This is a genomic window from Streptomyces sp. NPDC012888, assembly GCF_042900645.1.
In the GTDB taxonomy this organism is placed as follows: domain Bacteria; phylum Actinomycetota; class Actinomycetes; order Streptomycetales; family Streptomycetaceae; genus Streptomyces.
Genome location: NZ_JBIBBM010000003.1, coordinates 406553 through 429137, shown reverse-complemented (window position 1 = coordinate 429137; position 22585 = coordinate 406553). Strand labels below are relative to the sequence as shown.

The following is a 22585-nucleotide window of genomic DNA, read 5'->3' as shown; positions in this document are numbered from 1 at the left end:
CGTCCCGTCGGCCCGGGCGTGCACGGTGACGCCGGCCCACTCCGGCCCGGCGGGGCCGGACCACGGCTCGGTGAGGGTGACGCGGTGGCCGGGGAGGAGTTCGGCGGGCAGCCGGGTGGCGGCGCGGTCGAGCAGGGTCCGGCCGAGCGCCCCGGAGGCGGTGATGCGGACCCGCGGGCGCAGGGTGACGTTGCCGAGGTTGTGCAGGGTGTACGTGATCCCGGTGGTCCCGGCGGTCCCGGCGGTTCCGGCGGTTCCGGCGGTTCCGGCGGCGCCGGGGTCGCGGCGTACGGCGAGGCCCTCCACGGCGAGGGCGGGCGCGGTGGGTCCGGTGACCCGGAGGTAGACGCGGGCGGCCACGGCCCGCTGGACCCCGATGCCGGGGGCGCCGCCCCGCAGTGCTTCGGGGGCGCGGTCCTCCAGGGCGACGACGGCTCCGGGGTGGTCGCCCGGCTCGGCCCGTTCGGGGACGGCGAGGGTGAACGGCACGTCGGCGCGGGAGCGGGCGGGGACGGTGACGCGGTCCCGGGCGAGCCGGATCCAGGCGCCGGTGGCCAGGCGGGGCTCGGCGGGCCCGCGGACCGCGAAGCCGCCGTCGCGTGCGGTGTTGTGGGCGTCGGCGGCGTACAGCCGGAAGGTGAGCGGGCGGTCGGTGCGGTTGGTGACCGTGACGGTGTCGGCGACCGTGCCGCCCGGGTCCGCGGCGAGATGGAAATAGGGCCGCTGTCCGACGGCGGTGGCGGCGGGCAGCACCGCCCACTGCCCGTTGTCGGCGGCCGCCGCCCGCCCGGCGGGGCCGAGGAGTACCACGGCCAGCGCGGCGAGCAGGGCGGGCAGGAGCGCCGGGGTCCCGCGCGGGTGCCGCGGCCGGCCGGTCACGAGAGGGTCAGGGTGAGGGTGGCCGTGTACGCGCCGGGCGGTGCGTACGGCGGGACCTGGAGGGTGACGCCGGCATCGGCGGTGAACGTGCCGCCCCCGGCTTCGCCGTCGGGGGTGGAGGCGAGGACGGCGCCGTCCGGACCGACCGGGCCGGGGCTGCCCGGGGCGCAGGTGCTGGGGCTGCTGGGGGTGGTGGCGCAGGCGGGGGTCCAGCTGAGGGAGGCCCCGGGGATGCGGTGGCCGCCGGGTCCGGCGAAGTCGGTGACCTTGCCGACGAGGGACCAGCCGGCCGGGCCGCCGCGCGCGTCCTTGACGGTGACGGTGCCGATCCGCCCGGCCGCGCCGCCGCCCTCGCCGTACGGGACGGGGCCGAGGACGACGTCCTCCCCCGCCTGGGTCATGGACAGCCCGCCCGGTTCGACGGTGGCGGTGATCCGCTGGGCGGCGGGCGGCACGGGGAGGGGTTCGACGACGGTGTACGCGGCGGGGCCGGAGCCCTTCTCCGCGGTCCAGGCGCGGCCTTCGTACGCGACGACGGCTGTGGTGGTGCGGTCGGTGACGGCCAGGACGGCGCTGAGGAAGCCGCGGTCGTCGGCGGTGGCGGTGGCGCGGTCGGCGGTGTGGGCGGTGCCGGCCCGGCGGCCGGTCACGGTGACGGCGGCGCCCGGGGTGAAACCGCCCGCGGTGACCTCCACGCGGTCGCCGGGCCGGCCGCGGGGCGCGCCGAGGGCGACGTAGCGCAGGTTGGCGGTGGGCGCGGGGGCGGCGGTGAGGCGACCGGCGACTGGGACCGGCCCGGCGGGGGTGCAGACGGTGTCGCCGAGGGAGTGACCTGCGGGCGTCAGGGTGGTCTCGCCGGGGGCGGTGACGGTGAAGGTGCCGGTCATCAGGAAGGTGCCGAGGGTGCCGCCGGGCGGGACGGGTTCGTTTCGGCGGACGCCGGTGACGGTGACCTCGCCGGTCTGCGCGCCGGCCAGGCGGAGGGTGCCGGTGGGGGTGAGCACGTCGGCGGGCAGGCCGGTGGGCAACGGGTTCACGGCCGGGGTGCGGGTGATCCGGTAGGTGACGGTGACGGTGTCGCCGACCCTCGGCGCGGGGTCGCCGACGGTGATCACGGCGGTGGTGGGTCCGTCGGCGGGCGGCTGCCCGGCCTCCTGTGGCGGCACGCACTGGGTGGGGAACACGACCTGGCCGGGTGGCGGTACGGCGGCGGGATCCGCGGCCGCGGTCCCGCCCGCACCGGCGAGGACGGCCAAGCCCATGGCCGCGCCCACCCAGCTCCGTCCGCGCATCGCCCACCCCCGGTCCCGCGGTTGCGCCCGTCGGCGCCATTCAGGGGCGACGGGCGCGAGAAGTCAATGCGCCCCCTCGCCACCGTCTGATGGCCCATCAGCCACTGCGACCATCCCCCGCCCGGGCGAACCCCCAGGGACACCGGGCCGGGGGTGCGGGTGGCCCGGGCCGGTGCTCGGCCTGCGGGCCGTGGATGGCTGGTCGCGCAGTTCCCCGCGCCCCTGGCGGGGCGGCATGCCCCGGCGCAGGGCCGCCCGCACGGGACGGCGGCACACGGCACGGCCCTTGCCGGGCAGGGGCGGTCAGCCTGCCGGGGTCGTGGACTTGAGCGTGCCGTCGGGGCCCGCCAGGAGGACCGGCGTGTCCGGCCCGCCGAGGTCGCGCACGGCGGCCCGGTCGGCCTCCGCCGGAGCATCCGCGGCGCTGACCACCGCCGCGGCCTCCAGGGACCGCGCGCCGCTGGCGACGGCCATGGCGACGGCCGTCTGCAGCGCGCTCAGCCTGAGCGAGTCGAGCTCGACGGTACCGGCGACGTACGTGCGGCCGGTCTCGTCCCGGACCGCCGCGCCCTCCGGCACCCCGTTGCGGGCCCGGGCGCTCCGCGCCAGCGTGATGATCTTGCTGTCCTCGGGGTCGATCCCGGTGGTGTCAGTCATGGTCGAAAGCATAGGGAGGCCCGCTCGGGACCGCCTCGGCGGCCCGTGGAACCCCCACGGGGCGCGACCCCGCCCCTCACGGCCGGTCGAGCCTCAGCCGCTCGGCCCGCGGCAGGCCCGCCACCACCAGGTCGTACGAGTCCTCGATGAGCTCCCGCACCATCCGCTCCGGCAGCCCGCCCACCGTCACCGTGTTCCAGTGCCGCTGGTTCAGGTGCCAGCCCGGCACGACCGCCGGGTGCGCGGCCCGCAGCTCCACGGCGAGCTCCGGGTCGCACTTGAGGCTGACCCGCAAGGGGTCGGAGTCCAGGGCGGAGAGGGCGAACATCTTGCCCAGGACCTTGAACACCGAGGTCTCCGCGTCGAACGGGAACTCCTCCACGGCCCCGTTGAAGCCGAGGCAGAAGGCGCGGAGCCCGGCCGGGTTCATGCCGCGGGGTCCTCGTCGGCGTCCGCCGCCGGCATCGGCTCGGCCAGCACCGTCACGATCTTGTTGCGGCGGCCGGCCGGGGCCTCCGCGGTCAGTCGCACGGAGCGGCCGTCGGGCAGTTCCACCAGGGTCGTCGCGCCGGCGATCGGCACCCGGCCGAGCGCCTTCGCCAGCAGGCCGCCGACCGTCTCCACGTCCTCGTCGTCGAAGGAGCCGATGCCGAACAGCTCACCGAGGTCGGTGATGTCCAGCCGGGCCGTCACGCGGTAGCGGTCGCCGCCCAGCTCCTCCACCGGCGGGATCTCCCGGTCGTACTCGTCGGTGATCTCGCCGACGATCTCCTCCAGGATGTCCTCGATGGTGACGATGCCCGCGGTGCCGCCGTACTCGTCGATGACGACGGCGACGTGGTTGCGGACCTGCTGCATCTCCCGCAGCAGGTCGCCCGCGTTCTTGGTGTCCGGTACGAACACCGCCTGCCGCATGGCCGTGGAGACCGGGTCGGTCTCGGCGTCCCGGCTGATGTGGGTCTTGCGGACGAGGTCCTTGAGGTAGACGATCCCGACGATGTCGTCCTCGTTCTCGCCGGTGACGGGGATCCGGGAGAAACCCGAGCGCAGCGCCAGCGTGGTGGCCTGCCGGACGGTCTTCCACCGCTCGATGCACACCAGGTCGGTGCGGGGCACCATCACCTCGCGCACCAGGGTGTCGCCGAGCTCGAAGACCTGGTGCACCATCCGGCGCTCGTCGTCCTCGATCAGCGATTCCTTCTCCGCGAGGTCCACCATGGCCCGCAGTTCGGCCTCGGAGGCGAACGGGCCCTTGCGGAAGCCCTTGCCGGGGGTGAGCGCGTTGCCGAGGAGGATCAGCAACTGCGGCACCGGCCCCATGATCCGGGCCAGCGGGACCAGGACGTACGCGGCGGCCGTCGCGGTGTTCAGCGGGTGCTGGCGGCCGATCGTGCGGGGCGAGACCCCGACCGCCACGAAGGACACCAGCACCATCACGGCGATGGCCGTGAGCAGCGCCGTCCAGTTCTCGCCGAGGCGGTCCAGGCAGACGTACGTGACCAGCACGCCGGCGGCCATCTCGCAGGTCACGCGGACCAGCAGGGCGACGTTGACGTACCGGGTGGGGTCGGCGGCGACCTGCGCCAGCCGGGCGCTGCCGCGCCGCCCCTCCCGCACGGCCTGCTCCGCGCGGAAGCTGGAGACCCGGGCGATGCCCGCCTCGGCGCACGCGGCGAGCCAGGCGACCATGACCAGGACGACCGCCCCGGTGATCAGCTGCGTGGCGGTCACGAGACGGTGGGGGCGGGAGACGGGCCGGTCAGGCCGCGCTCGGCCCGCCAGCCGTCCACGATGGCGGCCTGGAGGCCGAACATCTCGGCCTTCTCGTCCGGCTCCTCGTGGTCGTAACCGAGCAGGTGCAGCACCCCGTGGACGGTCAGGAGCTGGAGCTCCTCGTCCATGGAGTGCTGCGTCGGGGCCTCGCGGCCCTGCTTCTCCGCGACCTCGGGGCAGAGCACGATGTCGCCGAGGAGCCCCTGCGGGGGCTCCTCGTCGTCCTTGGCCGGCGGCCGGAGCTCGTCCATGGGGAAGGACATGACGTCGGTGGGGCCGGGCAGGTCCATCCACTGGATGTGGAGCTGCTCCATCGCCTCCTCGTCCACGACGATCACGGAGAGCTCGGAGAGCGGGTGGATCCGCATCCGGGTGAGCGCGTAGCGGGCGATGTCGAGGATCGCCTGCTCGTCGACCTCGGTTCCGGACTCGTTGTTGACGTCGATCGACATGGTGCTGTTCTGCTCTACTTCCCGTTTCGGTTGTCGTACTGCTCGTACGCGTCGACGATACGGCCGACGAGCTTGTGCCGGACGACATCCTGGGAGGTGAGCCGGGAGAAGTGCACGTCCTGGACGCCTTCGAGGATGTCCTGGACCTGCTTGAGGCCGGACTTGGTGCCGCCCGGGAGGTCGATCTGGGTGATGTCACCCGTGATCACGATCTTCGAGTCGAAACCGAGCCGGGTCAGGAACATCTTCATCTGCTCGGGGTTCGTGTTCTGCGCCTCGTCGAGGATGATGAACGCGTCGTTGAGCGTCCGTCCCCGCATGTAGGCGAGCGGTGCCACCTCGATGGTGCCGGCCGCCATGAGCCGCGGAATGGAGTCCGGGTCGAGCATGTCGTGCAGGGCGTCGTACAGCGGGCGCAGGTACGGGTCGATCTTCTCGTAGAGCGTGCCGGGGAGGAAGCCCAGACGCTCGCCCGCCTCGACGGCGGGCCGGGTCAGGATGATCCGGTTGACCTGCTTGGACTGCAGGGCCTGGACGGCCTTCGCCATGGCGAGATAGGTCTTGCCGGTGCCGGCGGGACCGATGCCGAAGACGATCGTGTGCTTGTCGATCGCGTCGACGTACCGCTTCTGGTTGAGGGTCTTGGGGCGGATGGTACGACCGCGGCTGGAGAGGATGTTCTGGGTGAGCACCTCGGCCGGGGTCTCGTCCGGACCCTCGCCGCTCTCGCTCGCCCTGAGCATGGCGATCGACCGTTCCACTGCGTCCTCCGTCATCGGCTGACCGGTGCGGAGCACCAGCATCATCTCGTCGAACAGGCGCTGGATCAGGGCGACTTCCGCCGCTTCCCCGACCGCGCTGACCTGGTTGCCCCGAACGTGGATGTCGGCCTTCGGGAACGCCTTCTCTATGACGCGCAACAGGGCGTCGCCCGAGCCGAGCACCGTCACCATCGGGTGTTTGGCGGGAACGGTGAAGTGGGCTCGCGCCTGCCCCGGCGCCAGGCTGTGGGCTGTGGGTGTCTGAGTCATGGGCCGGCTCTCTGGCCTGCGCATACCTCCTGTTGCGGGGTCGCACCGATCGACGACCTCTGGAATACCAAGCGTACGCCGCCGTCCGCGATGCCCAGAGGGGTTTTCCGCCCCGCCTCCAGCGGCCCGCCGAACGGCCGCCGCGGCGCGGCGGGCCCCTCAGGCGGTGCGCCGGAAGCCGATGGTGGGTACGGCCCGGCGGCGCGCGGCGGCCGTACCCCCGGCCGGCGCCGGCGGGCCGAGGAGCTCGCCGAGGAAGGCGTACCGGCGCAGCGGGTCCCGGGCGGCGGGCGCGTGGGCCGTCTCGTGGCCCGGGTCGGGGCGGCCGACCTGGGCGTGCCACCAGTGCGCGACCTCCTCCCAGCCGGGGGCGGAGAGCGACCCGCCGAACTCCTGCACCGAGAGGGCGGCCGTCAGGCCCGCGAAGGCGAGCCGGTCGGCCAGCGGCCAGCCGGCCAGGGTGCCGGTGACGAACCCGGCCACGTACACGTCCCCGGCGCCCGTCGGGTCCAGTTCCTCCACGGTGATCGCGGGGACCTCGGCCGTCTCCCCGGTCCGGCCGTCCACCGCGTACGACCCCTCCGCACCCATGGTCACCACCGCGATCGGCACCCGCTCGGCCAGCGCCCGGGCGGCGGCGCGCGGGCAGTCGGTGCGGGTGTAGCGCATGGCCTCGCCGGCGTTCGGCAGGAAGGCCTCGCAGTGTTGCAGGTCGGTCAGCGCGTCCAGGTCCCAGCGGCCGCTCTCGTCCCAGCCGACGTCCGCGAAGACGCGGGTCCCGGCGCGGGCGGCCGCGGCCACCCAGGGCTCCGGGCGGCACGGGGTCAGCGAGGCGACGGCGGCCCGGGCCGGGGGCGGGCCGGCCGGGAACCCGGGCCGGTCCGGGACGCCCACGTGAGCCGTCCGGGGCAGCGTGCCCGCGCCGCAGGCCGGCGGGGCCTCGTGGCCGTGCGAGACCATGGTGCGCTCGCCCTCGTAGGCCATGGAGACGGTGACCGGGCTGTGCCAGCCGGGGATGGTCCGCGACATCGACAGGTCGATGCCCTCGCCCTGCTCCAACGCGTCCCAGCAGTACTCGCCGTAGTGGTCGTCGCCGAACGCGGCCGCGAGGGAGGTGCGCAGACCTAGCCGGGCCAGTGCGGTGGCCATGTTGGCGACCCCGCCGGGGCTGGAGCCCATGCCCCGGGCCCAGGACTCGGTGCCGCGGACCGGTGCGGAGTCCAGCCCGGTGAAGATGATGTCCAGGAAGACCGTGCCGGTCAGGAAGACGTCGCAGCGCGGGTCCGCCGGCGTGCGGAGCCCGGCGAGCGGGTCGACCGCGCCGACGAGGCCGTCCCTGGCGTTCCTGATGTTCCGGCTGGTCACGGTCTACTCCCCGGGGTCAGTGGAAGCTGCGAGCCATGCCCGTCGGGCTCCGACGGGAAACCCAGTGTGGCCCAGATCACCGCAGAAACGCTCATCTCCGGGTGGAGCGCGCCCCGTGCTCGCTCTCCCGCCCCGCCCGTCTAGGGCCGCTTGGGCAGCGGGACGCGCACCAGGTCCTCGGCCACCGTGAGGTCGCCCTCGTAGCCGGCGCGGCGGGCCTGCCGTTCGAACTCCGAAGGGTCCGTGTAGCGCTGCGAGAAGTGGGTGAGGACCAGGTGCCGCACCCCGGCGTCCCGGGCGGCGCGGGCGGCCTGGCCGGCCGTCAGGTGGCCGTGTTCGGTGGCCAGGGCCTCCTCCTCGTCGAGGAAGGTGGACTCGATCACCAGCATGTCGCAGCCCTCGGCGAGCGCGTGCACCCCGTCGCAGAGGCGGGTGTCCATGACGAAGGCGAACCGCTGCCCGCGCCGGTGCTCGCTGACCTGTTCCAGGGTGACGCCACCCAGAGCGCCCTCGCGCTGGATGCGGCCCACGTCGGGCCCCTTGATGCCGTGCCGGGCCAGCAGTTCCGGCAGTATCCGCCGGCCGTCGGGCTCGGTGATCCGGTAGCCGAAGGACTCCACCGGGTGGGACAGCCGCCGGGCCTCCAGGACGTACGAGGGCCCCTTGGCGAGCTCCCCGTCGCCGGCCACGGGCTCCTCGTCCAGCAGGACGGTCTCCCGGTAGGCCGTCGCGTACCGGAGCCGGTCGAAGAACTTCTGCCCGGAGGCCGGGTAGTGGGCGGCGACCGGGTGCGGTACCCGGTCGAGGTTGATCCGCTGGATCACCCCGGCCAGGCCGAGGCTGTGGTCCCCGTGGAAGTGGGTGACGCAGATCCGGTTGATGTCGTGCGCGGCCACGCCCGCCCGGAGCATCTGCCGCTGGGTGCCCTCGCCGGGATCGAAGAGGATGCCCTCGCCGTCCCAGCGCAGCAGGTAGCCGTTGTGGTTGCGGTGGCGGGTGGGCACCTGACTGGCGGTGCCCAGGACGACGAACTCACGTGCGGACATGGCTGATTCCTACGCCGCTTCCCCTGGCCGTGCCATCGCTTTTCCCCGCGGGACTATCCGGGCGGCCACTGGAGGCCGCGGCCGCCCAGCACGTGCGCGTGCGCGTGGAACACCGTCTGGCCCGCGCCGGAACCGGTGTTGAAGACGATCCGGTAGCCGTGGTCGGCGACCTTCTCCTGCGCGGCGACCTCTCCGGCCTCGCGCAGCACGTCGGCGGTCAGCTGCGGGTCCGCGGCGGCCAGCGCGGCGGCGTCGGCGTGGTGCGCCTTGGGGATGACCAGGACGTGGGTGGGCGCCTGCGGGTTGATGTCCCGGAAGGCGACGGTGGTCTCGGTCTCGCGGACCACCGTCGCCGGGACCTCACCCGTGACGATCTTGCAGAACAGGCAGTCCGCCTGCGGTTCCCCGGCCATGTGCCTCGCCTCCCGTGCTGGTGATCGCTCCGGGGCATCGTATCCGCCGCCGGCCCGCAGCGGGCCCGCTACGCCCAGCGGCCGGTGCGGGCCAGCAGGACGGCCACCGCGGCCGTGCCCGCGGTGGAGGTGCGCAGCACGGAGCGGCCCAGCCGGTAGGGGCGTGCCCCGGCGCCGGCGAAGAGGGCCAGCTCCTCGGGGGAGACCCCGCCCTCGGGGCCGACCACGACGACGATGGAGCCGGTGGCGGGGAGGGCGGCGGTGGCGAGGGCCTCGGAGGGCGTGTCGCGGTCCTCGTGCAGGACCACCGCCAGGTCGGCCCCCGCCAGCAGCTCGGCGACCTGCTTGGTGGACATGGCGTCGGCGACCTCGGGGAAGCGGACGCGGCGGGACTGCTTGCCCGCTTCGCGGGCCGTGGAGCGCCACTTGGCGAGGGACTTCGCGCCGCGGTCGCCGCGCCACTGGGTGATGCAGCGCGAGGCCTGCCAGGGCACCACGGCGTCGACTCCGGTCTCGGTCATCGTCTCGACCGCGACCTCGCCCCGGTCGCCCTTGGGCAGGGCCTGCACCACCGTGATCCGCACCGCGGGTTCAGGTTCGGCCGACACCCGGGTGACCTCGACGGCCAGCCGGTCCTTGCCCTCCGCGGCCGTGACCACGCAGTCCGCCCAGCCGCCCCGGCCGTCGGTGAGGACCACCGCCTCGCCGGTTCCCAGCCGCTTCACCGAGACAGCGTGCCGCCCCTCGGGGCCGTCCAGCACGTACCGCGGTCCCGCCGGGACCTCCTCGACCACGAACACCGGGGCCGTCATGACTCGTTCCTCCTCTGTACCGCCTGCAACACGCACTGGGCCTCGGCCACTTCGGCCGCCAGCACCTCCACCAGCTCCCCCGCCGGCAGCGACCGGGCCAGCCGGTGGCCCTGGCCCGCCCACAGCGCCATGCCCTGCGGGTCGCCGGCGGCGGCGGCCGCGCGGCGCAGTCCCGAGGTCAGGTGGTGGACCTGGGGGTAGGCGGCCGGGGCGTACGGTCCGTGCTCGCGCATGAACCGGTTGACCAGGCCGCGGGCGGGCCGCCCGGAGAAGGCCCGGGTGAGTTCCGTACGCACGAAGAGGGGGTCGGTCAGCGCCTTCTTGTGCAGGGGGTGGGCGCCGGACTCCGGGCAGGCCAGGAAGGCCGTGCCGAGCTGGGCGGCCTCGGCGCCGGCGGCGAGCACCGCGGCGATCTGCGAGCCGCGCATCAGTCCGCCCGCCGCGACGATGGGCAGGGCCACGGCCTCGCGTACCTGTGCGACCAGGGCGAGCAGGCCCACTCCGGTGCCGTCGGCCTGCGGGTCGTCGCGGTGGGTGCCCTGGTGGCCGCCCGCCTCGATGCCCTGGACGCAGAGGGCGTCGGCGCCGGCGTCCTGCGCGGTCAGGGCCTCGGCGACGGAGGTGACGGTGACGAGGGTGCGGGTGCCGCCCTTGCGGAGGCAGGTGAGCGCTGCGGCCGGGGGGCAGCCGAAGGTGAACGAGACGACGGGTACCGGGTCCTCGATGAGAATGGCCAGTTTCGCGTCCCAGCCGTCGTCGGTGTTGCCGACGGTGTCCTCCGCGGCGAGGGAGGTCTCGTACCAGGTGGCCTCCCCGGCCAGCTGGCCCCGGTAGGCCTCGACGGCGGCCGGGTCGGGCTGCCCGTACTGCGGGAGGAAGAGGTTGACGCCGAACGGCCGCCGGGTGAGTCCGCGCAGCTGCTTGATCTCCTGGTACATGCCGTCCGCGGTCTTGTAACCGCCGGCCAGGAAGCCGAGGCCGCCGGCCTGGGAGACGGCGGCGGCGAGCGGCGGGCAGGAGGCTCCGCCCGCCATGGGGGCCTGCACGATCGGGTAGGGGAAGAGACCGTTCAGTGCGGAGGACATGACCTGCATCGTGCCATGTCCCCCGCACCAGACCGAATCACACGATTCGCCTGGCATAGTCCGGTCGCGGCAACCGGCCAGGTGCCGTGATCACCCGGCCGGGACCGGGCTCACCGGCCGTTGAACGCGTCCTTCAGCCGGCTGAACAGGCCTTGCTGTCCGGGGGCGAACTGGCCCGTGGGGCGTTCCTCGCCGCGCAGCTTCGCCAGCTGCCGCAGCAGCTCCTCCTGCTGGGCGTCGAGCTTGGCCGGGGTCTGCACCTCGACGTGGACGATCAGGTCGCCGCGCCCGCCGCCGCGCAGGTGGGTGACGCCGCGGCCGTGCAGCGGGATCGACTGGCCGGACTGGGTGCCGGGACGGATGTCGACCTCCTCCATGCCGTCCAGGGTCTCCAGCGGGCACTTGGTGCCCAGTGCCGCCGCGGTCATCGGGATGGTGACCGTGCAGTGCAGGTCGTCGCCGCGGCGCTGGAACACCGGGTGGGGCAGCTCGTGGATCTCGACGTACAGGTCGCCGGCGGGGCCGCCGCCGGGGCCGACCTCGCCCTCGCCCGCGAGCTGGATCCGGGTGCCGTTCTCCACGCCGGCCGGGATCTTGACCGTGAGGTTGCGGCGGGACCGGACGCGCCCGTCGCCCGCGCACTCGGGGCAGGGGGTCGGGACCACGGTGCCGAAGCCCTGGCACTGCGGGCACGGGCGGGAGGTCATGACCTGGCCGAGGAAGGACCGGGTGACCTGGGAGACCTCACCGCGGCCGCGGCACATGTCGCAGGTCTGCGCGGAGGTGCCGGGTGCGGCGCCCTCGCCGGAGCAGGTCGTGCACACGACGGCGGTGTCGACCTGGATGTCCTTGGTGGTCCCGAAGGCGGACTCGTCCAGCTCCAGGTCCAGGCGGATCATGGCGTCCTGGCCGCGCCGGGTGCGCGAGCGCGGGCCGCGCTGGGACGCCTGCCCGAAGAAGGCGTCCATGATGTCCGAGAAGTTGCCGAAGCCGCCGGCCCCGAAACCGCCCGCGCCCGCACCGCCCGAGGAGGACAGCGGGTCGCCGCCGAGGTCGTAGACCTGCTTCTTCTGCGGGTCCGACAGCACCTCGTAGGCGGCGTTGATCTCCTTGAAACGCTCCTGCGTCTTGGGATCGGGGTTGACGTCCGGGTGCAGCTCGCGGGCAAGCCGCCGGAAGGCCTTCTTGATCTCGTCCTGCGATGCGTCGCGGCGCACGCCGAGTACGGCGTAGTAGTCCGTGGCCACTTACGACTCCGCCAGGATCTGTCCGACGTAACGTGCCACTGCGCGTACCGCTCCCATCGTTCCGGGGTAGTCCATGCGGGTCGGTCCGACCACGCCCATCTTGGCGACTGTCTCGCCGCCCGAACCGTAGCCGACGGAGACGACCGACGTGGAGTTGAGTCCTTCGTAGGCGTTCTCGTGGCCGATGCGTACGGTCATCCCCGACTCGCCGGCCTCGCCGAGCAGCTTGAGGAGCACGACCTGCTCCTCCAGCGCCTCCAGCACGGGCCTGATCGTCAGCGGGAAGTCGTGTCCGAAGCGGGTGAGATTGGCGGTTCCGCCGATCATCAGCCGCTCCTCGGTCTCCTCGACCAGGGTTTCGAGGAGGGTGGCGAGCACCGTCTGGACCGTGGCGCGGTCCTCGGTCTCGAAGGATTCCGGCAGGTCCTGCACCAGCTGCGGCACGTCCGCGAAGCGGCGGCCGACGACCTTGCCGTTGAGCCGGGCCCGCAGGTCCGCGAGGGACTGCTCGCCGAACGGCGCGGGGCAGTCGACCATGCGCTGCTCGACCCGGCCGGTGTCGGTGATCAGGACGAGCATCAGGCGGGCGGGCGCGAGCATCAGCAGCTCGACGTGCCGGACGGTGGACCGGGTCAGGGAGGGGTACTGGACCACGGCGACCTGCCGGGTCAGCTGCGCGAGCAGCCGTACCGTGCGCCCCACCACGTCGTCGAGGTCGACGGCGCCGTCGAGGAAGTTCTGGATGGCCCGCCGTTCGGGCGTGGACAGCGGCTTGACCCCGGCCAGGCGGTCGACGAAGAGCCGGTAGCCCTTGTCGGTGGGGATCCGGCCGGCGCTGGTGTGGGGCTGGGCGATGTAGCCCTCCTCCTCCAGCACGGCCATGTCGTTGCGCACGGTGGCGGGCGAGACGCCGAGCTGGTGGCGCTCGGTGAGGGCCTTGGAGCCGACGGGCTCCTCCGTTCCGACGTAGTCCTGGACGATGGCGCGCAGCACTTCGAGCCTGCGTTCACTGAGCATGCGCGCCACCTCCAGCTGTGAGCGTCGTCGTGGTTGGCACTCAACGGGCGGGAGTGCCAGGAATCCCCCGGCTCAGTGTACGGCTGGCAGGTACACCCAAGGCAAGGGAGCTCGTCACGGTAGCGTCGCGCCATGGACGTGCGTTGGGAAGAGGCGGGGTGGGAGCGGCTGACCGGGCGGACGGGGCGGCGCAGGCTCCCCGGCTGGGACTGTACGGCCGGACTGGTGGTCGGGGACGCCTCGGTGCTGCTGGTGGACCCGGGTTCGAGCCTGCGGGAGGGGGCGGAACTGCGGGCCCAGGCGGAGCGGCTGACCGGCCGCGGCGTGACCCATATCGCATTCACGCACGGCCATTTCGATCACGTCCTGGGCGGCGGGGCGTTCCCGGGCGCGGAGGTGTTCGGCCCGGTGGGGCTCGAACTGCTGCTGGGCTCGGCCTCCGGGCGCGGGGAACTGCGCGCGGACGCGGTCCGGCACGGCCTGCCGGAGCCGGACGCCGCGGAGTCCACGGAGCGGCTCGCCGTCCCCCGGCACCTGGTCTCCGGCGAATGGACCCTGGACCTCGGCGGGCTGCAGGTGCTGCTGGCGAACGTCGGGCCCGGGCACACCGGCCACGACCTGGCCGTCTTCGTGCCCGGGGGCCGGGAGGTGGTGTTCTGCGGGGACCTGGTCGAGGAGTCCGGGGAGCCGTTGGCCGGCCCCGACGCGATGCCGCGGCAGTGGCCGGCCGCGCTGGACCGGCTGCTGTCGCTCGGCGGCGAGGAGGCGCTTTACGTGCCGGGCCACGGGGCGGTGGTCGACGCGGCCTTCGTGCGTGAGCAGCGCGCCACACTCGCGGCACGTTTCGGCGTGTCGCCTTGATCGGCGGGACTCCACCCCTACCCTCGGCCGAATGCGCGAGTACTCCCCCGACCTGACCCCCTCCTGGAAGCGCGCGAAGCCGGTGCCGGAGGTGCCCGCCGATCCGGAACTGGTGGTGGAGGTCGCGGGTACCGACTTCTGCGGGGCGGTGGTGGCCTGCGAGGCGGGCACGGTGACCCTGGAGGACCGCTTCGGCAAGCGCCGGGTCTTCCCGCTGGAGCCGCGCGGCTTCCTGCTGGAGGGCGAGGTGGTCACCCTGGTACGCCCCTCACGCGCGGCGGCCGGCGCCGGCGCCGGCGCCCCGGCCCTCACGCCCTCGGGCTCGATCGCGGTCCCGGGGGCGCGGGCCCGGGTGGCCCGGGCGGGCCGCATCTACGTGGAGGGCCGGCACGACGCCGAACTGGTGGAGAAGGTCTGGGGCGACGACCTCCGCATCGAGGGCGTGGTCGTGGAGTACCTCTCCGGCGTGGACGACCTGCCGGCGATCGTCGCCGACTTCGCCCCTGGCCCGGACGCCCGCCTCGGCGTCCTGGTGGACCACCTGGTCCCCGGCTCGAAGGAGTCCCGGCTGGCGGCCCGGGTGTCGTCGACTCCGGACGTCCTGGTGGTCGGCCACCCCTACGTCGACGTCTGGCAGGCGGTCAAGCCGTCGGCCCTGGGCATCCCGTCCTGGCCGGTCGTCCCGCGGGGCCAGGACTGGAAGACGGGCGTCTGCCGCGCGCTGGGCTGGCCCCCGAACACCGGGGCGGCCTGGCAGCGGATCCTGTCCCGGGTCACCTCCTACCGCGACCTGGAGCCGGCCCTCCTGGGCCGCGTGGAAGAACTGATCGACTTCGTCACCACCCCCTGACCCCCACCCCGCCCGGACCGGCCCACCGCCGCTCGACACGCGCCCCAGCCCCCTCCCGAGCCCACCCGGACCCCCGGCCGGGCGGACGCCCCCGCCCGGCCCCCGCCGGGCCGACGCCCCACCCGGCCCCCCACCGGACCGGCGCCCCCGCCCGGACCGAGCCGCGCGGGCCACGCCCCGGCCGGGGCCGGTTCGCGTGGGCAACGCCCTGCCCCGGCACGTCCAGCCCGGTCGGCACATCCAGCCTCGCCGGCGATTGAGGCGCGGGGTGTGGGGCAGCGCCCCATGTGGCCGGGCGGAGCCCCCGCCGGGCCCGCTCAAACGCCGCTCGGGCTTGATATGCCCCGCCCGGACCCGGCTCCGCGGCGACGCCCTCGCCGGGCCACTCCAGCCCCGCCGGGACCCGGCCGCGCGCCAACGCCCTCGCCGGGCCACTCCAGCCCCGCCGGCGATTGAGGCGCGGGGTGCGGGGCAGCGCCCCACGTGGCCGGGCGGAACCCCCGCCGGGCCCGCTCAAACGCCGCTCGGGCTTGATATGCCCCGCCCAGACCCGGCTCCGCGGCGACGCCCTCGCCGGGCCACTCCAGCCCCGCCGGCGATTGAGGCGCGGGGTGCGGGGCAGCGCCCCACGTGGCCGGCCGGAGCCCCCGCCGGACCCGCTCAAACGCCACTCGGGCTTGATATGCCCCGCCCAGACCCGGCTGCGCGGGCGACGCCCTTGCCCGGCCACTCCAGCCCCGCCGGCGATTGAGGCGCGGAGTGCGGGGCAGCGCCCCGCGCGGTCGGGCGGGGCTCCGGCTCGGGGGCGCCCCGGCAGGGGTGCGCGGCCGGCGCAGGGTCAGTCGACCAGGTCGCGGACCACCGCGTCGGCCAGGAGGCGCCCGCGCAGGGTGAGGACGGCGCGGCCGGCCCCGTACGGAGCGGCCGCGAGGAGGCCGTCCGCCAGCGCCCGGCGCGACGCGGCCAGCCCCGCCGGGGCCAGCAGGGACAGCGGGACGCCGTCCACCAGCCGGAGCTCCAGCAGGATCCGCTCGACGCGGCGGTCCTCCTCGGACAGGACCTCCCGGCCCGCGCCCGGCGAGCGCCCCTCCGCCAGCGCCCCCGCGTACGCGCCGGGGTGCTTCACGTTCCACCAGCGGACCCCGCCCACGTGGGAGTGGGCCCCGGGGCCCGCGCCCCACCAGTCGGCGCCGCGCCAGTACAGCTCGTTGTGCAGGCAGCGGCCCGCCTCCGAGGTGGCCCAGTTGGACACCTCGTACCAGTCGTAGCCCGCCGCGCCCAGCACCTCGTCCGCGATCAGGTAGCGGTCGGCGTGCACGTCGTCGTCGGTCATCGGGACCTCGCCGCGCCGGATCCGGCGGGCCAGCTGGGTGCCCTCCTCCACGATCAGCGCGTACGCGGAGACGTGGTCCGGGCCGGCCCCGATCGCCGCGTCCAGCGAGGCCCGCCAGTCGTCGTCGGTCTCCCCGGGGGTGCCGTAGATCAGGTCGAGGTTGACGTGGTCGAAGCCCGCCGCGCGGGCCTCGGCCACGCAGGCCTCGGGCCGCCCGGGGGTGTGCGTGCGGTCCAGCACCTTCAGCACGTGCCGCCGGGCGCTCTGCATGCCGAACGAGATCCGGTTGAACCCGCCCGCCCGCAGCTCGGCCAGGTACTCGGGGGTCACCGACTCCGGGTTGGCCTCGGTGGTGACCTCCGCGTCCGCGGCCAGCCCGAACTCGTCGCGGATCGCGCCGAGCATCCGGACGAGGTCGGCGGCCGCCAGCAGGGTCGGCGTGCCGCCGCCGACGAACACGGTCCGCACCTCGCGCGGGTCGTCCCCGAGCACCTTGCGGGCCAGGCGGACCTCGTCGGTCAGGGTGTCGGCGTAGTTGTCCCGGGAGGCCAGCACCCCGCCCGTGCCGCGCAGCTCGGTGGCGGTGTAGGTGTTGAAGTCGCAGTACCCGCAACGGGTCGCGCAGTACGGGACGTGCAGGTAGAACCCGAGCGGCCGCGCCGCCGAGCCCTGCAGGGCGTGAGACGGCAGCGACCCGTCCTCGGGCATGGGCTCACCATCGGGCAGTGCGGAAGGCATGGGTCCATTGTCCCGCACCGCCCGGTGTGCCCCGGGGCCGCGGCGGGGAGCCGCGGCCGGGGCGGCGGCTACGCCTCGCGCGTGCCCTCGTACATCTCCTCGATCAGCGCCTTGAACTCGCGCTCCACCACCGGCCGCTTCAGCTTCAGGCTGGGCGTGAGGTCGCCGTGCTCGACGTCGAGGTCGCGCGGCAGGATGCGGAACTTCTTGATCGTCTGCCAGCGCTGGAGGCCCTCGTTGAGGGTCTGGACGTACGTCTCGATCAGCCGGGCGGTCTCCGGGGCGGCGACGACCTCGCCGTAGGACTTGCCCTCCAGGCCGTTCTCGGCGGCCCAGCCGAGGATGGACGGGCCGTCGAGGGCGATGAGGGCGGTGCAGAAGTTCCGGTCCGCGCCGTGCACCACGATGTTGGAGACGTACGGGCAGACCGCCTTGAACTGGCCCTCGATCTCGGCGGGGGCGACGTACTTGCCGCCCGAGGTCTTGATCAGGTCCTTCTTGCGGTCGGTGATCCGCAGGTAGCCGTCGGGGGACAGCTCGCCGATGTCGCCGGTGTGCAGCCAGCCGTCGGACTCCAGGACCTCGGCGGTCTTCTCCGGCTGGTTGTGGTAGCCCTGCATGATGCCGGGGCCGCGCAGCAGGATCTCGCCGTCATCGGCGATGCGGACCTCGGTGCCGGGGAGCGGCTTGCCGACCGTGCCGGTGCGGTAGGCCTCGCCGGGGTTGACGAAGGAGGCCGCGCTCGACTCGGTGAGGCCGTAGCCCTCCAGGATGTGGATGCCGGCGCCGGAGAAGAAGAAGCCGATCTCCGGGGAGAGGCCGGAGGCGCCGGAGACGGCGGCCCGCAGGTTGCCGCCGAAGGCGTCGCGGAGCTTGGAGTAGACCAGCTTGTCGGCGATCGCGTGCTTGGCGGAGAGCGGGAAGGGCGCGCCGGCCTTGCCGGTGCGGCGGAAGTTGTCCTGGCTGGCCTTGGCGTAGTCGCGGGCGACGCCCGCCGCCCACTGGAAGATCTTGTACTTGGCGCCGCCGGCGGCCCGGGCCTTGGCGGCGACCCCGTTGTAGACCTTCTCGAAGATCCGCGGGACGGCCGCCATGTACGTCGGCTGGACCACCGGCAGGTTCTCGATGATCTTGTCGATGCGGCCGTCGACGGCGGTGACGTGGCCGACCTCGATCTGGCCGGAGGTGAGGACCTTGCCGAAGACGTGCGCGAGCGGCAGCCAGAGGTACTGGACGTCGTCCTTGGTGATCAGGCCGGTGGCGACGGTCGCCTTGGCCATGTAGGACCAGTTGTCGTGCGGCAGGCGTACGCCCTTGGGCCGGCCGGTGGTGCCGGAGGTGTAGATCAGGGTGGCGAGCTGGTCGGCGGTGATGGCCGCGATCCGCTCCTTGACCGCCGCGGGGTGCTTGGCGAGGTGCTCCTTGCCGAGCTTCTCCAGGTCGGCGACGGAGAGCACCCAGCCCTCCGGGTCGCCCTCGGCCGGGACCGCGTCGGCGGCCTCCAGGACGACGACGTGGGAGAGGCCGGGCAGGTCGGCACGGTGCTCGCGGGCCTTGGCCAGCTGGGAGCCGTCCTCGGCGATCAGCACCCGGCTGTCGGAGTCGGCCAGGATGTACGCCGACTCCTCGGCGTTGGTGCTCGGGTAGATGGTGGTGACGGCGCCGCCCGCGCACATCACGCCGAGGTCGGCGAGGATCCACTCGACCCGGGTGTTGGAGGCGAGGGCGACCCGCTGCTCGGGCTGGAGGCCGAGCGAGACCAGGCCGGCGGCGATGGCGAACACCCGGTCGGCGGCCTGCCCCCAGCTGAGGGACTTCCAGTCGTCGGGGCCCTGGCCGGTGGCCGCGGGGACGGGATAGCGGTAGGCCTCGGCGTCCGGGGTGGCGGCGACACGCTCAAGGAAGAGTGCCGCCACGGAGGGCGGGCGGTTCTCGATCATCGTCTGTGTGTCGCTCACGACATCCTCCGGACCACGCGGCAGGGTTTGGCTTGCACAACTGGGTAACTGGCCAGTAACCATCGAGCAGAGATCAGGGTAGGGGCCGTCCGGCCGGTGCGTAAGAGCTCCCGGGCGGCCGATTCATAACGAAAGAGGCCCCCGCGCGGGTGCGCGGGGGCCAGTTCCGGATCACGGGCGCCCGTGGCCTACTTCTTCTTGCCGCCGGACTCGTCGCTGGACAGCACCGCGATGAAGGCCTCCTGCGGGACCTCCACGGAGCCGACCATCTTCATCCGCTTCTTGCCTTCCTTCTGCTTCTCCAGCAGCTTCCGCTTACGGGAGATGTCACCGCCGTAGCACTTGGCGAGGACGTCCTTGCGGATGGCGCGGATCGTCTCGCGGGCGATGACCCGGGAGCCGATGGCGGCCTGGACGGGCACCTCGAAGGCCTGCCGCGGGATGAGCTCGCGCAGCTTGGCGACCAGGCGCACGCCGTACGCGTAGGCGGCGTCCTTGTGGGTGATGGCGGAGAAGGCGTCGACCTTGTCGCCGTGCAGCAGGATGTCGACCTTGACGAGGCTGGCGGCCTGCTCGCCGGTGGGCTCGTAGTCGAGGGAGGCGTATCCGCGGGTCTTGGACTTCAGCTGGTCGAAGAAGTCGAAGACGATCTCGGCGAGCGGGAGGGTGTAACGGATCTCGACCCGGTCCTCGGACAGGTAGTCCATGCCGAGGAGGGTGCCGCGCCGGTTCTGGCACAGCTCCATGATCGCGCCGATGAACTCGGTGGGCGCGAGGATCGTGGCGCGCACGACCGGCTCGTACACCTCGGAGATCTTGCCCTCGGGGAACTCGCTCGGGTTGGTCACCGTGATCTCGCTCTTGTCCTCCAGGACCACGCGGTAGACCACGTTGGGCGCGGTGGCGATCAGGTCGAGGCCGAACTCGCGCTCCAGGCGCTCGCGGATCACGTCGAGGTGCAGCAGGCCGAGGAAGCCGACGCGGAAACCGAAGCCGAGCGCGGCGGAGGTCTCCGGCTCGTAGACCAGGGCGGCGTCGTTGAGCTGGAGCTTGTCCAGGGCCTCGCGGAGGTCGGGGTAGTCCGAGCCGTCGAGCGGGTACAGGCCCGAGAAGACCATCGGCTTCGGGTCCTTGTAGCCGCCGAGCGCCTCGGTGGCGCCGCCGCTCTGCTGGGTGATGGTGTCGCCGACCTTGGACTGGCGGACGTCCTTCACGCCGGTGATCAGGTAGCCCACCTCGCCCACGGAGAGGCCGTCGGCCGGCAGCATCTCGGGCGAGTTGGTGCCGATCTCCAGCAGCTCGTGCGTGGCGCCGGTGGACATCATCCGGATGCGCTCGCGCTTGTTGAGCTTGCCGTCGACCACACGGACGTAGGTCACGACGCCGCGGTACGAGTCGTAGACCGAGTCGAAGATCATCGCGCGGGCGGGGGCGTCGGCGACGCCCACCGGGGCCGGCACGGTCTGGACGACCCGGTCGAGCAGGGCGTCCACGCCGAGGCCGGTCTTCGCGGAGACCCGCAGGACGTCGTCCGGCTCGCAGCCGACCAGGTTCGCCAGCTCCTCGGCGAACTTCTCCGGCTGGGCGGCCGGCAGGTCGATCTTGTTGAGGACGGGGACGATCGCGAGGTCGTTCTCCATCGCCAGGTACAGGTTGGCGAGGGTCTGGGCCTCGATGCCCTGGGCGGCGTCCACCAGGAGGACGGTGCCCTCGCACGCGGCGAGGGACCGGGACACCTCGTAGGTGAAGTCGACGTGCCCGGGGGTGTCGATCATGTTCAGGATGTGGGTCTTGCCCTGACCGTCGCCCGCGGTGGGCGCCCAGGGGAGACGGACCGCCTGCGACTTGATCGTGATGCCGCGCTCACGCTCGATGTCCATGCGGTCGAGGTACTGGGCACGCATCTGCCGCTGGTCGACGACGCCGGTGAGCTGGAGCATCCGGTCGGCGAGCGTCGACTTGCCGTGGTCGATGTGCGCGATGATGCAGAAGTTGCGGATCAGCGCCGGGTCGGTACGGCTCGGCTCGGGCACGTGGCTGGGGATGGCGGGCACGCAGTGTCCTGATTCTCGGGTCTCAGTCGGAACGTTACGCAGGCCTCCATGGTCCCATGGCCGGGCGGGTGTGCTCGGTTTGGGCCGCCCGAAGGGCTGCTGGTACTGTGGATAGCTGTGTCTCGCGTGCCCTCTCAGCAGTCGAGGCGCAATCCGAAGAAAAACCTCTGAACCTGAAAAGGCTCTTTCGTGGCGAACATCAAGTCCCAGATCAAGCGGAACAAGACCAACGAGAAGGCCCGCCTTCGCAACAAGTCGGTCAAGTCCGAGCTGCGCACCTTCATCCGCAAGGCCAACGAGGCCATCGTCGCCGGTGACGCCGAGAAGGCCACCGCCGCCGCCCGCGCCGCCTCGCGGAAGCTGGACAAGGCTGTCTCGAAGGGTGTCATCCACAAGAACGCCGCCGCCAACAAGAAGTCGGCGCTGGCCTCCAAGGTTGCCGCTCTCTGAGTCGAGCGATTGATGTGATCGCCGGGACGGACCAAGCGGGCCCTCTCATCCGCTCCTGACCGGCACCCCTCCCCCTGCCCCGGCGGGGGGAACCAGCGCCGCACGCGGCCTGCGTTCGCCACGCGGGTGCGGCGCACAGATGTAGTCGAAGGCCCCGGCCTCCGCCCTTCCCCAGGGTGGTGGCCGGGGCCTTCGTCGTCGCCGGGGCGTGCGCCCGTCAGTAGGAGGGGCGGCGGGCGCGGGCGGCCCGGGCCACGGCCACGACCGCCTTCTCCAGGGCGTACTCGGGGTCGTCCCCGCCGCCCTTGACGCCGGCGTCCGCTTCGGCGACCGCGCGCAGGGCCGCGGCCACGCCGTCCGCGGACCAGCCGCGCATCTGCTGGCGCACCCGGTCGATCTTCCACGGGGGCATGCCGAGGTCCCGGGCGAGATCGGCGGGGCGGGCGCCGCGGGGCGCGGAGGCCAGCTTGCCGATGGCGCGCACGGCCTGCGCCAGGGCGCTGGTGACCAGCACGGGGGCGACGCCGGTGGACAGGGACCAGCGCAGCGCCTCCAGCGCCTCCGCGGCCCGGCCCTCGACCGCCCGGTCGGCGACCTCGAAGCTGGAGGCCTCCGCGCGGCCCGTGTAGTAGCGGCCGACGACGGCCTCGTCGATGGTGCCCTCGACGTCCGCGCACAGCTGGGTCACGGCGCTGGCCAGTTCGCGCAGGTCGCTGCCGATGGCGTCCACCAGAGTCTGGCAGGCCTCCGGCGTGGCGGACCGGCCCAGGGTTCGGAACTCGCCGCGCACGAAGGCCAGACGGTCGCCCGCCCTGGTCATCTTCGGGCAGGCGACCTCGCGGGCACCGGCCTTGCGGGCCGCGTCCAGCAGTGCCTTGCCCTTGGCGCCGCCCGCGTGCAGCAGGACGAGGGTGATCTCCTCGACCGGCGCGCCGAGGTAGGCCTTCACGTCCTTGACGGTGTCGGCGGACAGGTCCTGGGCGTTGCGCACGACCACGACCTTGCGTTCGGCGAACAGCGAGGGGCTGGTCAGCTCGGCGAGGGTGCCCGGCTGGAGCTGCTCCGGGGCGAGGTCGCGGACGTCGGTGTCGGCGTCCGCGGCCCGGGCGGCCGCGACCACCTCCCGTACGGCGCGGTCGAGCAGCAGCTCCTCCTGTCCCACCGCGAGGGTGAGCGGGGCGAGCGGGTCGTCGGTGGAGTTCTTCCTGGTGGCCATCGCGTCCCAGCATCCCACGGCCCGCTGACACTCCCCCGCGGGCTGTCGGGAGAATG

The 22585-nt window shown here is 73.6% G+C and carries 20 protein-coding genes and 1 pseudogene; 3 read left to right on the top strand and 18 right to left on the bottom strand.

The annotated features are described in order from the left end of the window. Nucleotides 1-441: 441 nt before the first annotated feature. The 14 genes and pseudogenes from ACFY61_RS06775 to hrcA form a co-directional block, all read right to left on the bottom strand. A pseudogene (locus ACFY61_RS06775) lies at nucleotides 442-753 on the bottom strand (WxL protein peptidoglycan domain-containing protein); the annotation flags it as partial. A 122-nt stretch (nucleotides 754-875) separates the two neighbouring features. After that, nucleotides 876-2171 (bottom strand): beta-xylosidase, encoded by a 1296-nt coding sequence (locus ACFY61_RS06770; protein WP_389467835.1) that lies wholly within the window; start codon nucleotides 2169-2171, stop codon nucleotides 876-878. Nucleotides 2172-2474: 303 nt separating this feature from the next. Continuing rightward, the gene (locus ACFY61_RS06765; RefSeq protein WP_389467833.1) at nucleotides 2475-2828 is read right to left on the bottom strand and encodes a cytidine deaminase; all 354 of its coding nucleotides are present in this window, start codon (nucleotides 2826-2828) and stop codon (nucleotides 2475-2477) included. Between the two features lie 76 nt (nucleotides 2829-2904). Continuing rightward, entirely contained in the window at nucleotides 2905-3258 is a 354-nt protein-coding gene (locus ACFY61_RS06760; protein ID WP_389467830.1) for an MmcQ/YjbR family DNA-binding protein, read from the bottom strand. After that, nucleotides 3255-4559 carry a hemolysin family protein gene (locus tag ACFY61_RS06755; protein WP_389467827.1) on the bottom strand — a complete coding sequence of 435 codons (1305 nt, stop codon included), beginning with the start codon at nucleotides 4557-4559 and terminating at the stop codon, nucleotides 3255-3257. Before ACFY61_RS06755 ends, ACFY61_RS06760 begins: the two co-directional genes overlap by 4 nt. Continuing rightward, nucleotides 4556-5053, bottom strand: a complete 498-nt coding sequence (gene ybeY / locus ACFY61_RS06750; RefSeq protein WP_389467825.1) for an rRNA maturation RNase YbeY — start codon at nucleotides 5051-5053, stop codon at nucleotides 4556-4558. Before ybeY ends, ACFY61_RS06755 begins: the two co-directional genes overlap by 4 nt. A gap of 14 nt (nucleotides 5054-5067) precedes the next feature. Then, nucleotides 5068-6084, bottom strand: coding sequence for a PhoH family protein (locus tag ACFY61_RS06745; RefSeq protein ID WP_389467822.1), 1017 nt, complete (start codon nucleotides 6082-6084; stop codon nucleotides 5068-5070). A 159-nt stretch (nucleotides 6085-6243) separates the two neighbouring features. Continuing rightward, nucleotides 6244-7449 (bottom strand): PfkB family carbohydrate kinase, encoded by a 1206-nt coding sequence (locus ACFY61_RS06740; protein WP_389467820.1) that lies wholly within the window; start codon nucleotides 7447-7449, stop codon nucleotides 6244-6246. Between the two features lie 140 nt (nucleotides 7450-7589). Continuing rightward, nucleotides 7590-8495 carry a ribonuclease Z gene (locus tag ACFY61_RS06735; protein WP_389467818.1) on the bottom strand — a complete coding sequence of 302 codons (906 nt, stop codon included), beginning with the start codon at nucleotides 8493-8495 and terminating at the stop codon, nucleotides 7590-7592. Between the two features lie 53 nt (nucleotides 8496-8548). Next, nucleotides 8549-8908, bottom strand: a complete 360-nt coding sequence (locus ACFY61_RS06730; protein WP_389467817.1) for a histidine triad nucleotide-binding protein — start codon at nucleotides 8906-8908, stop codon at nucleotides 8549-8551. Between the two features lie 68 nt (nucleotides 8909-8976). Beyond that, nucleotides 8977-9720 (bottom strand): 16S rRNA (uracil(1498)-N(3))-methyltransferase, encoded by a 744-nt coding sequence (locus ACFY61_RS06725; protein ID WP_389467814.1) that lies wholly within the window; start codon nucleotides 9718-9720, stop codon nucleotides 8977-8979. Further along, complete coding sequence (locus tag ACFY61_RS06720) at nucleotides 9717-10805, bottom strand: nitronate monooxygenase (protein ID WP_389467811.1); 1089 nt, start codon at nucleotides 10803-10805, stop codon at nucleotides 9717-9719. Before ACFY61_RS06720 ends, ACFY61_RS06725 begins: the two co-directional genes overlap by 4 nt. Before the next feature lie 110 nt (nucleotides 10806-10915). Continuing rightward, nucleotides 10916-12052, bottom strand: coding sequence for a molecular chaperone DnaJ (gene dnaJ, locus ACFY61_RS06715; protein WP_389467809.1), 1137 nt, complete (start codon nucleotides 12050-12052; stop codon nucleotides 10916-10918). Further along, nucleotides 12053-13069, bottom strand: a complete 1017-nt coding sequence (hrcA, locus tag ACFY61_RS06710) for a heat-inducible transcriptional repressor HrcA (protein WP_389467807.1) — start codon at nucleotides 13067-13069, stop codon at nucleotides 12053-12055. Between the two features lie 132 nt (nucleotides 13070-13201). Between hrcA and ACFY61_RS06705 the strand changes: the two genes are divergently transcribed. Further along, complete coding sequence (locus ACFY61_RS06705) at nucleotides 13202-13930, top strand: MBL fold metallo-hydrolase (RefSeq protein WP_389467804.1); 729 nt, start codon at nucleotides 13202-13204, stop codon at nucleotides 13928-13930. 31 nt (nucleotides 13931-13961) lie between these two features. After that, a complete protein-coding gene (locus ACFY61_RS06700; protein WP_389467802.1) occupies nucleotides 13962-14780 on the top strand; it encodes a DUF3097 domain-containing protein in 819 nt (272 codons plus the stop codon). An 838-nt stretch (nucleotides 14781-15618) separates the two neighbouring features. Here the strand turns inward: ACFY61_RS06700 and hemW are convergent. From hemW to lepA, 3 genes are all read right to left on the bottom strand, one after another. Further along, nucleotides 15619-16851, bottom strand: a complete 1233-nt coding sequence (hemW, locus tag ACFY61_RS06695) for a radical SAM family heme chaperone HemW (protein WP_389467799.1) — start codon at nucleotides 16849-16851, stop codon at nucleotides 15619-15621. A gap of 68 nt (nucleotides 16852-16919) precedes the next feature. Beyond that, complete coding sequence (locus ACFY61_RS06690) at nucleotides 16920-18809, bottom strand: AMP-dependent synthetase/ligase (protein WP_389467796.1); 1890 nt, start codon at nucleotides 18807-18809, stop codon at nucleotides 16920-16922. A gap of 188 nt (nucleotides 18810-18997) precedes the next feature. Beyond that, complete coding sequence (gene lepA, locus ACFY61_RS06685; protein WP_389467793.1) at nucleotides 18998-20863, bottom strand: translation elongation factor 4; 1866 nt, start codon at nucleotides 20861-20863, stop codon at nucleotides 18998-19000. Nucleotides 20864-21052: 189 nt separating this feature from the next. On the opposite strand from lepA, the gene rpsT reads away from it, so the two are divergent. After that, entirely contained in the window at nucleotides 21053-21313 is a 261-nt protein-coding gene (rpsT, locus tag ACFY61_RS06680) for a 30S ribosomal protein S20 (protein ID WP_389467791.1), read from the top strand. A gap of 217 nt (nucleotides 21314-21530) precedes the next feature. Here rpsT and holA read toward each other — a convergent pair whose 3' ends face one another. Continuing rightward, on the bottom strand, nucleotides 21531-22529 hold the full coding sequence (gene holA, locus ACFY61_RS06675; protein ID WP_389467788.1) for a DNA polymerase III subunit delta: 999 nt from the start codon (nucleotides 22527-22529) through the stop codon (nucleotides 21531-21533). Nucleotides 22530-22585: the final 56 nt, after the last annotated feature.

Coding starts and splice junctions, on each gene's coding strand:
- ACFY61_RS06730 (WP_389467817.1), bottom strand. CDS start 8,908: ATGGCCGGGGAACCGCAGGCGGACTGCCTGTTCTGCAAGATCGTCACG.
- ACFY61_RS06760 (WP_389467830.1), bottom strand. CDS start 3,258: ATGAACCCGGCCGGGCTCCGCGCCTTCTGCCTCGGCTTCAACGGGGCC.
- ACFY61_RS06725 (WP_389467814.1), bottom strand. CDS start 9,720: ATGACGGCCCCGGTGTTCGTGGTCGAGGAGGTCCCGGCGGGACCGCGG.
- ACFY61_RS06700 (WP_389467802.1), top strand. CDS start 13,962: ATGCGCGAGTACTCCCCCGACCTGACCCCCTCCTGGAAGCGCGCGAAG.
- ACFY61_RS06720 (WP_389467811.1), bottom strand. CDS start 10,805: ATGTCCTCCGCACTGAACGGTCTCTTCCCCTACCCGATCGTGCAGGCC.
- holA (WP_389467788.1), bottom strand. CDS start 22,529: ATGGCCACCAGGAAGAACTCCACCGACGACCCGCTCGCCCCGCTCACC.
- hrcA (WP_389467807.1), bottom strand. CDS start 13,069: ATGCTCAGTGAACGCAGGCTCGAAGTGCTGCGCGCCATCGTCCAGGAC.
- ACFY61_RS06735 (WP_389467818.1), bottom strand. CDS start 8,495: ATGTCCGCACGTGAGTTCGTCGTCCTGGGCACCGCCAGTCAGGTGCCC.
- ybeY (WP_389467825.1), bottom strand. CDS start 5,053: ATGTCGATCGACGTCAACAACGAGTCCGGAACCGAGGTCGACGAGCAG.
- hemW (WP_389467799.1), bottom strand. CDS start 16,851: ATGCCTTCCGCACTGCCCGATGGTGAGCCCATGCCCGAGGACGGGTCG.
- ACFY61_RS06770 (WP_389467835.1), bottom strand. CDS start 2,171: ATGCGCGGACGGAGCTGGGTGGGCGCGGCCATGGGCTTGGCCGTCCTC.
- ACFY61_RS06705 (WP_389467804.1), top strand. CDS start 13,202: ATGGACGTGCGTTGGGAAGAGGCGGGGTGGGAGCGGCTGACCGGGCGG.
- ACFY61_RS06765 (WP_389467833.1), bottom strand. CDS start 2,828: ATGACTGACACCACCGGGATCGACCCCGAGGACAGCAAGATCATCACG.
- ACFY61_RS06745 (WP_389467822.1), bottom strand. CDS start 6,084: ATGACTCAGACACCCACAGCCCACAGCCTGGCGCCGGGGCAGGCGCGA.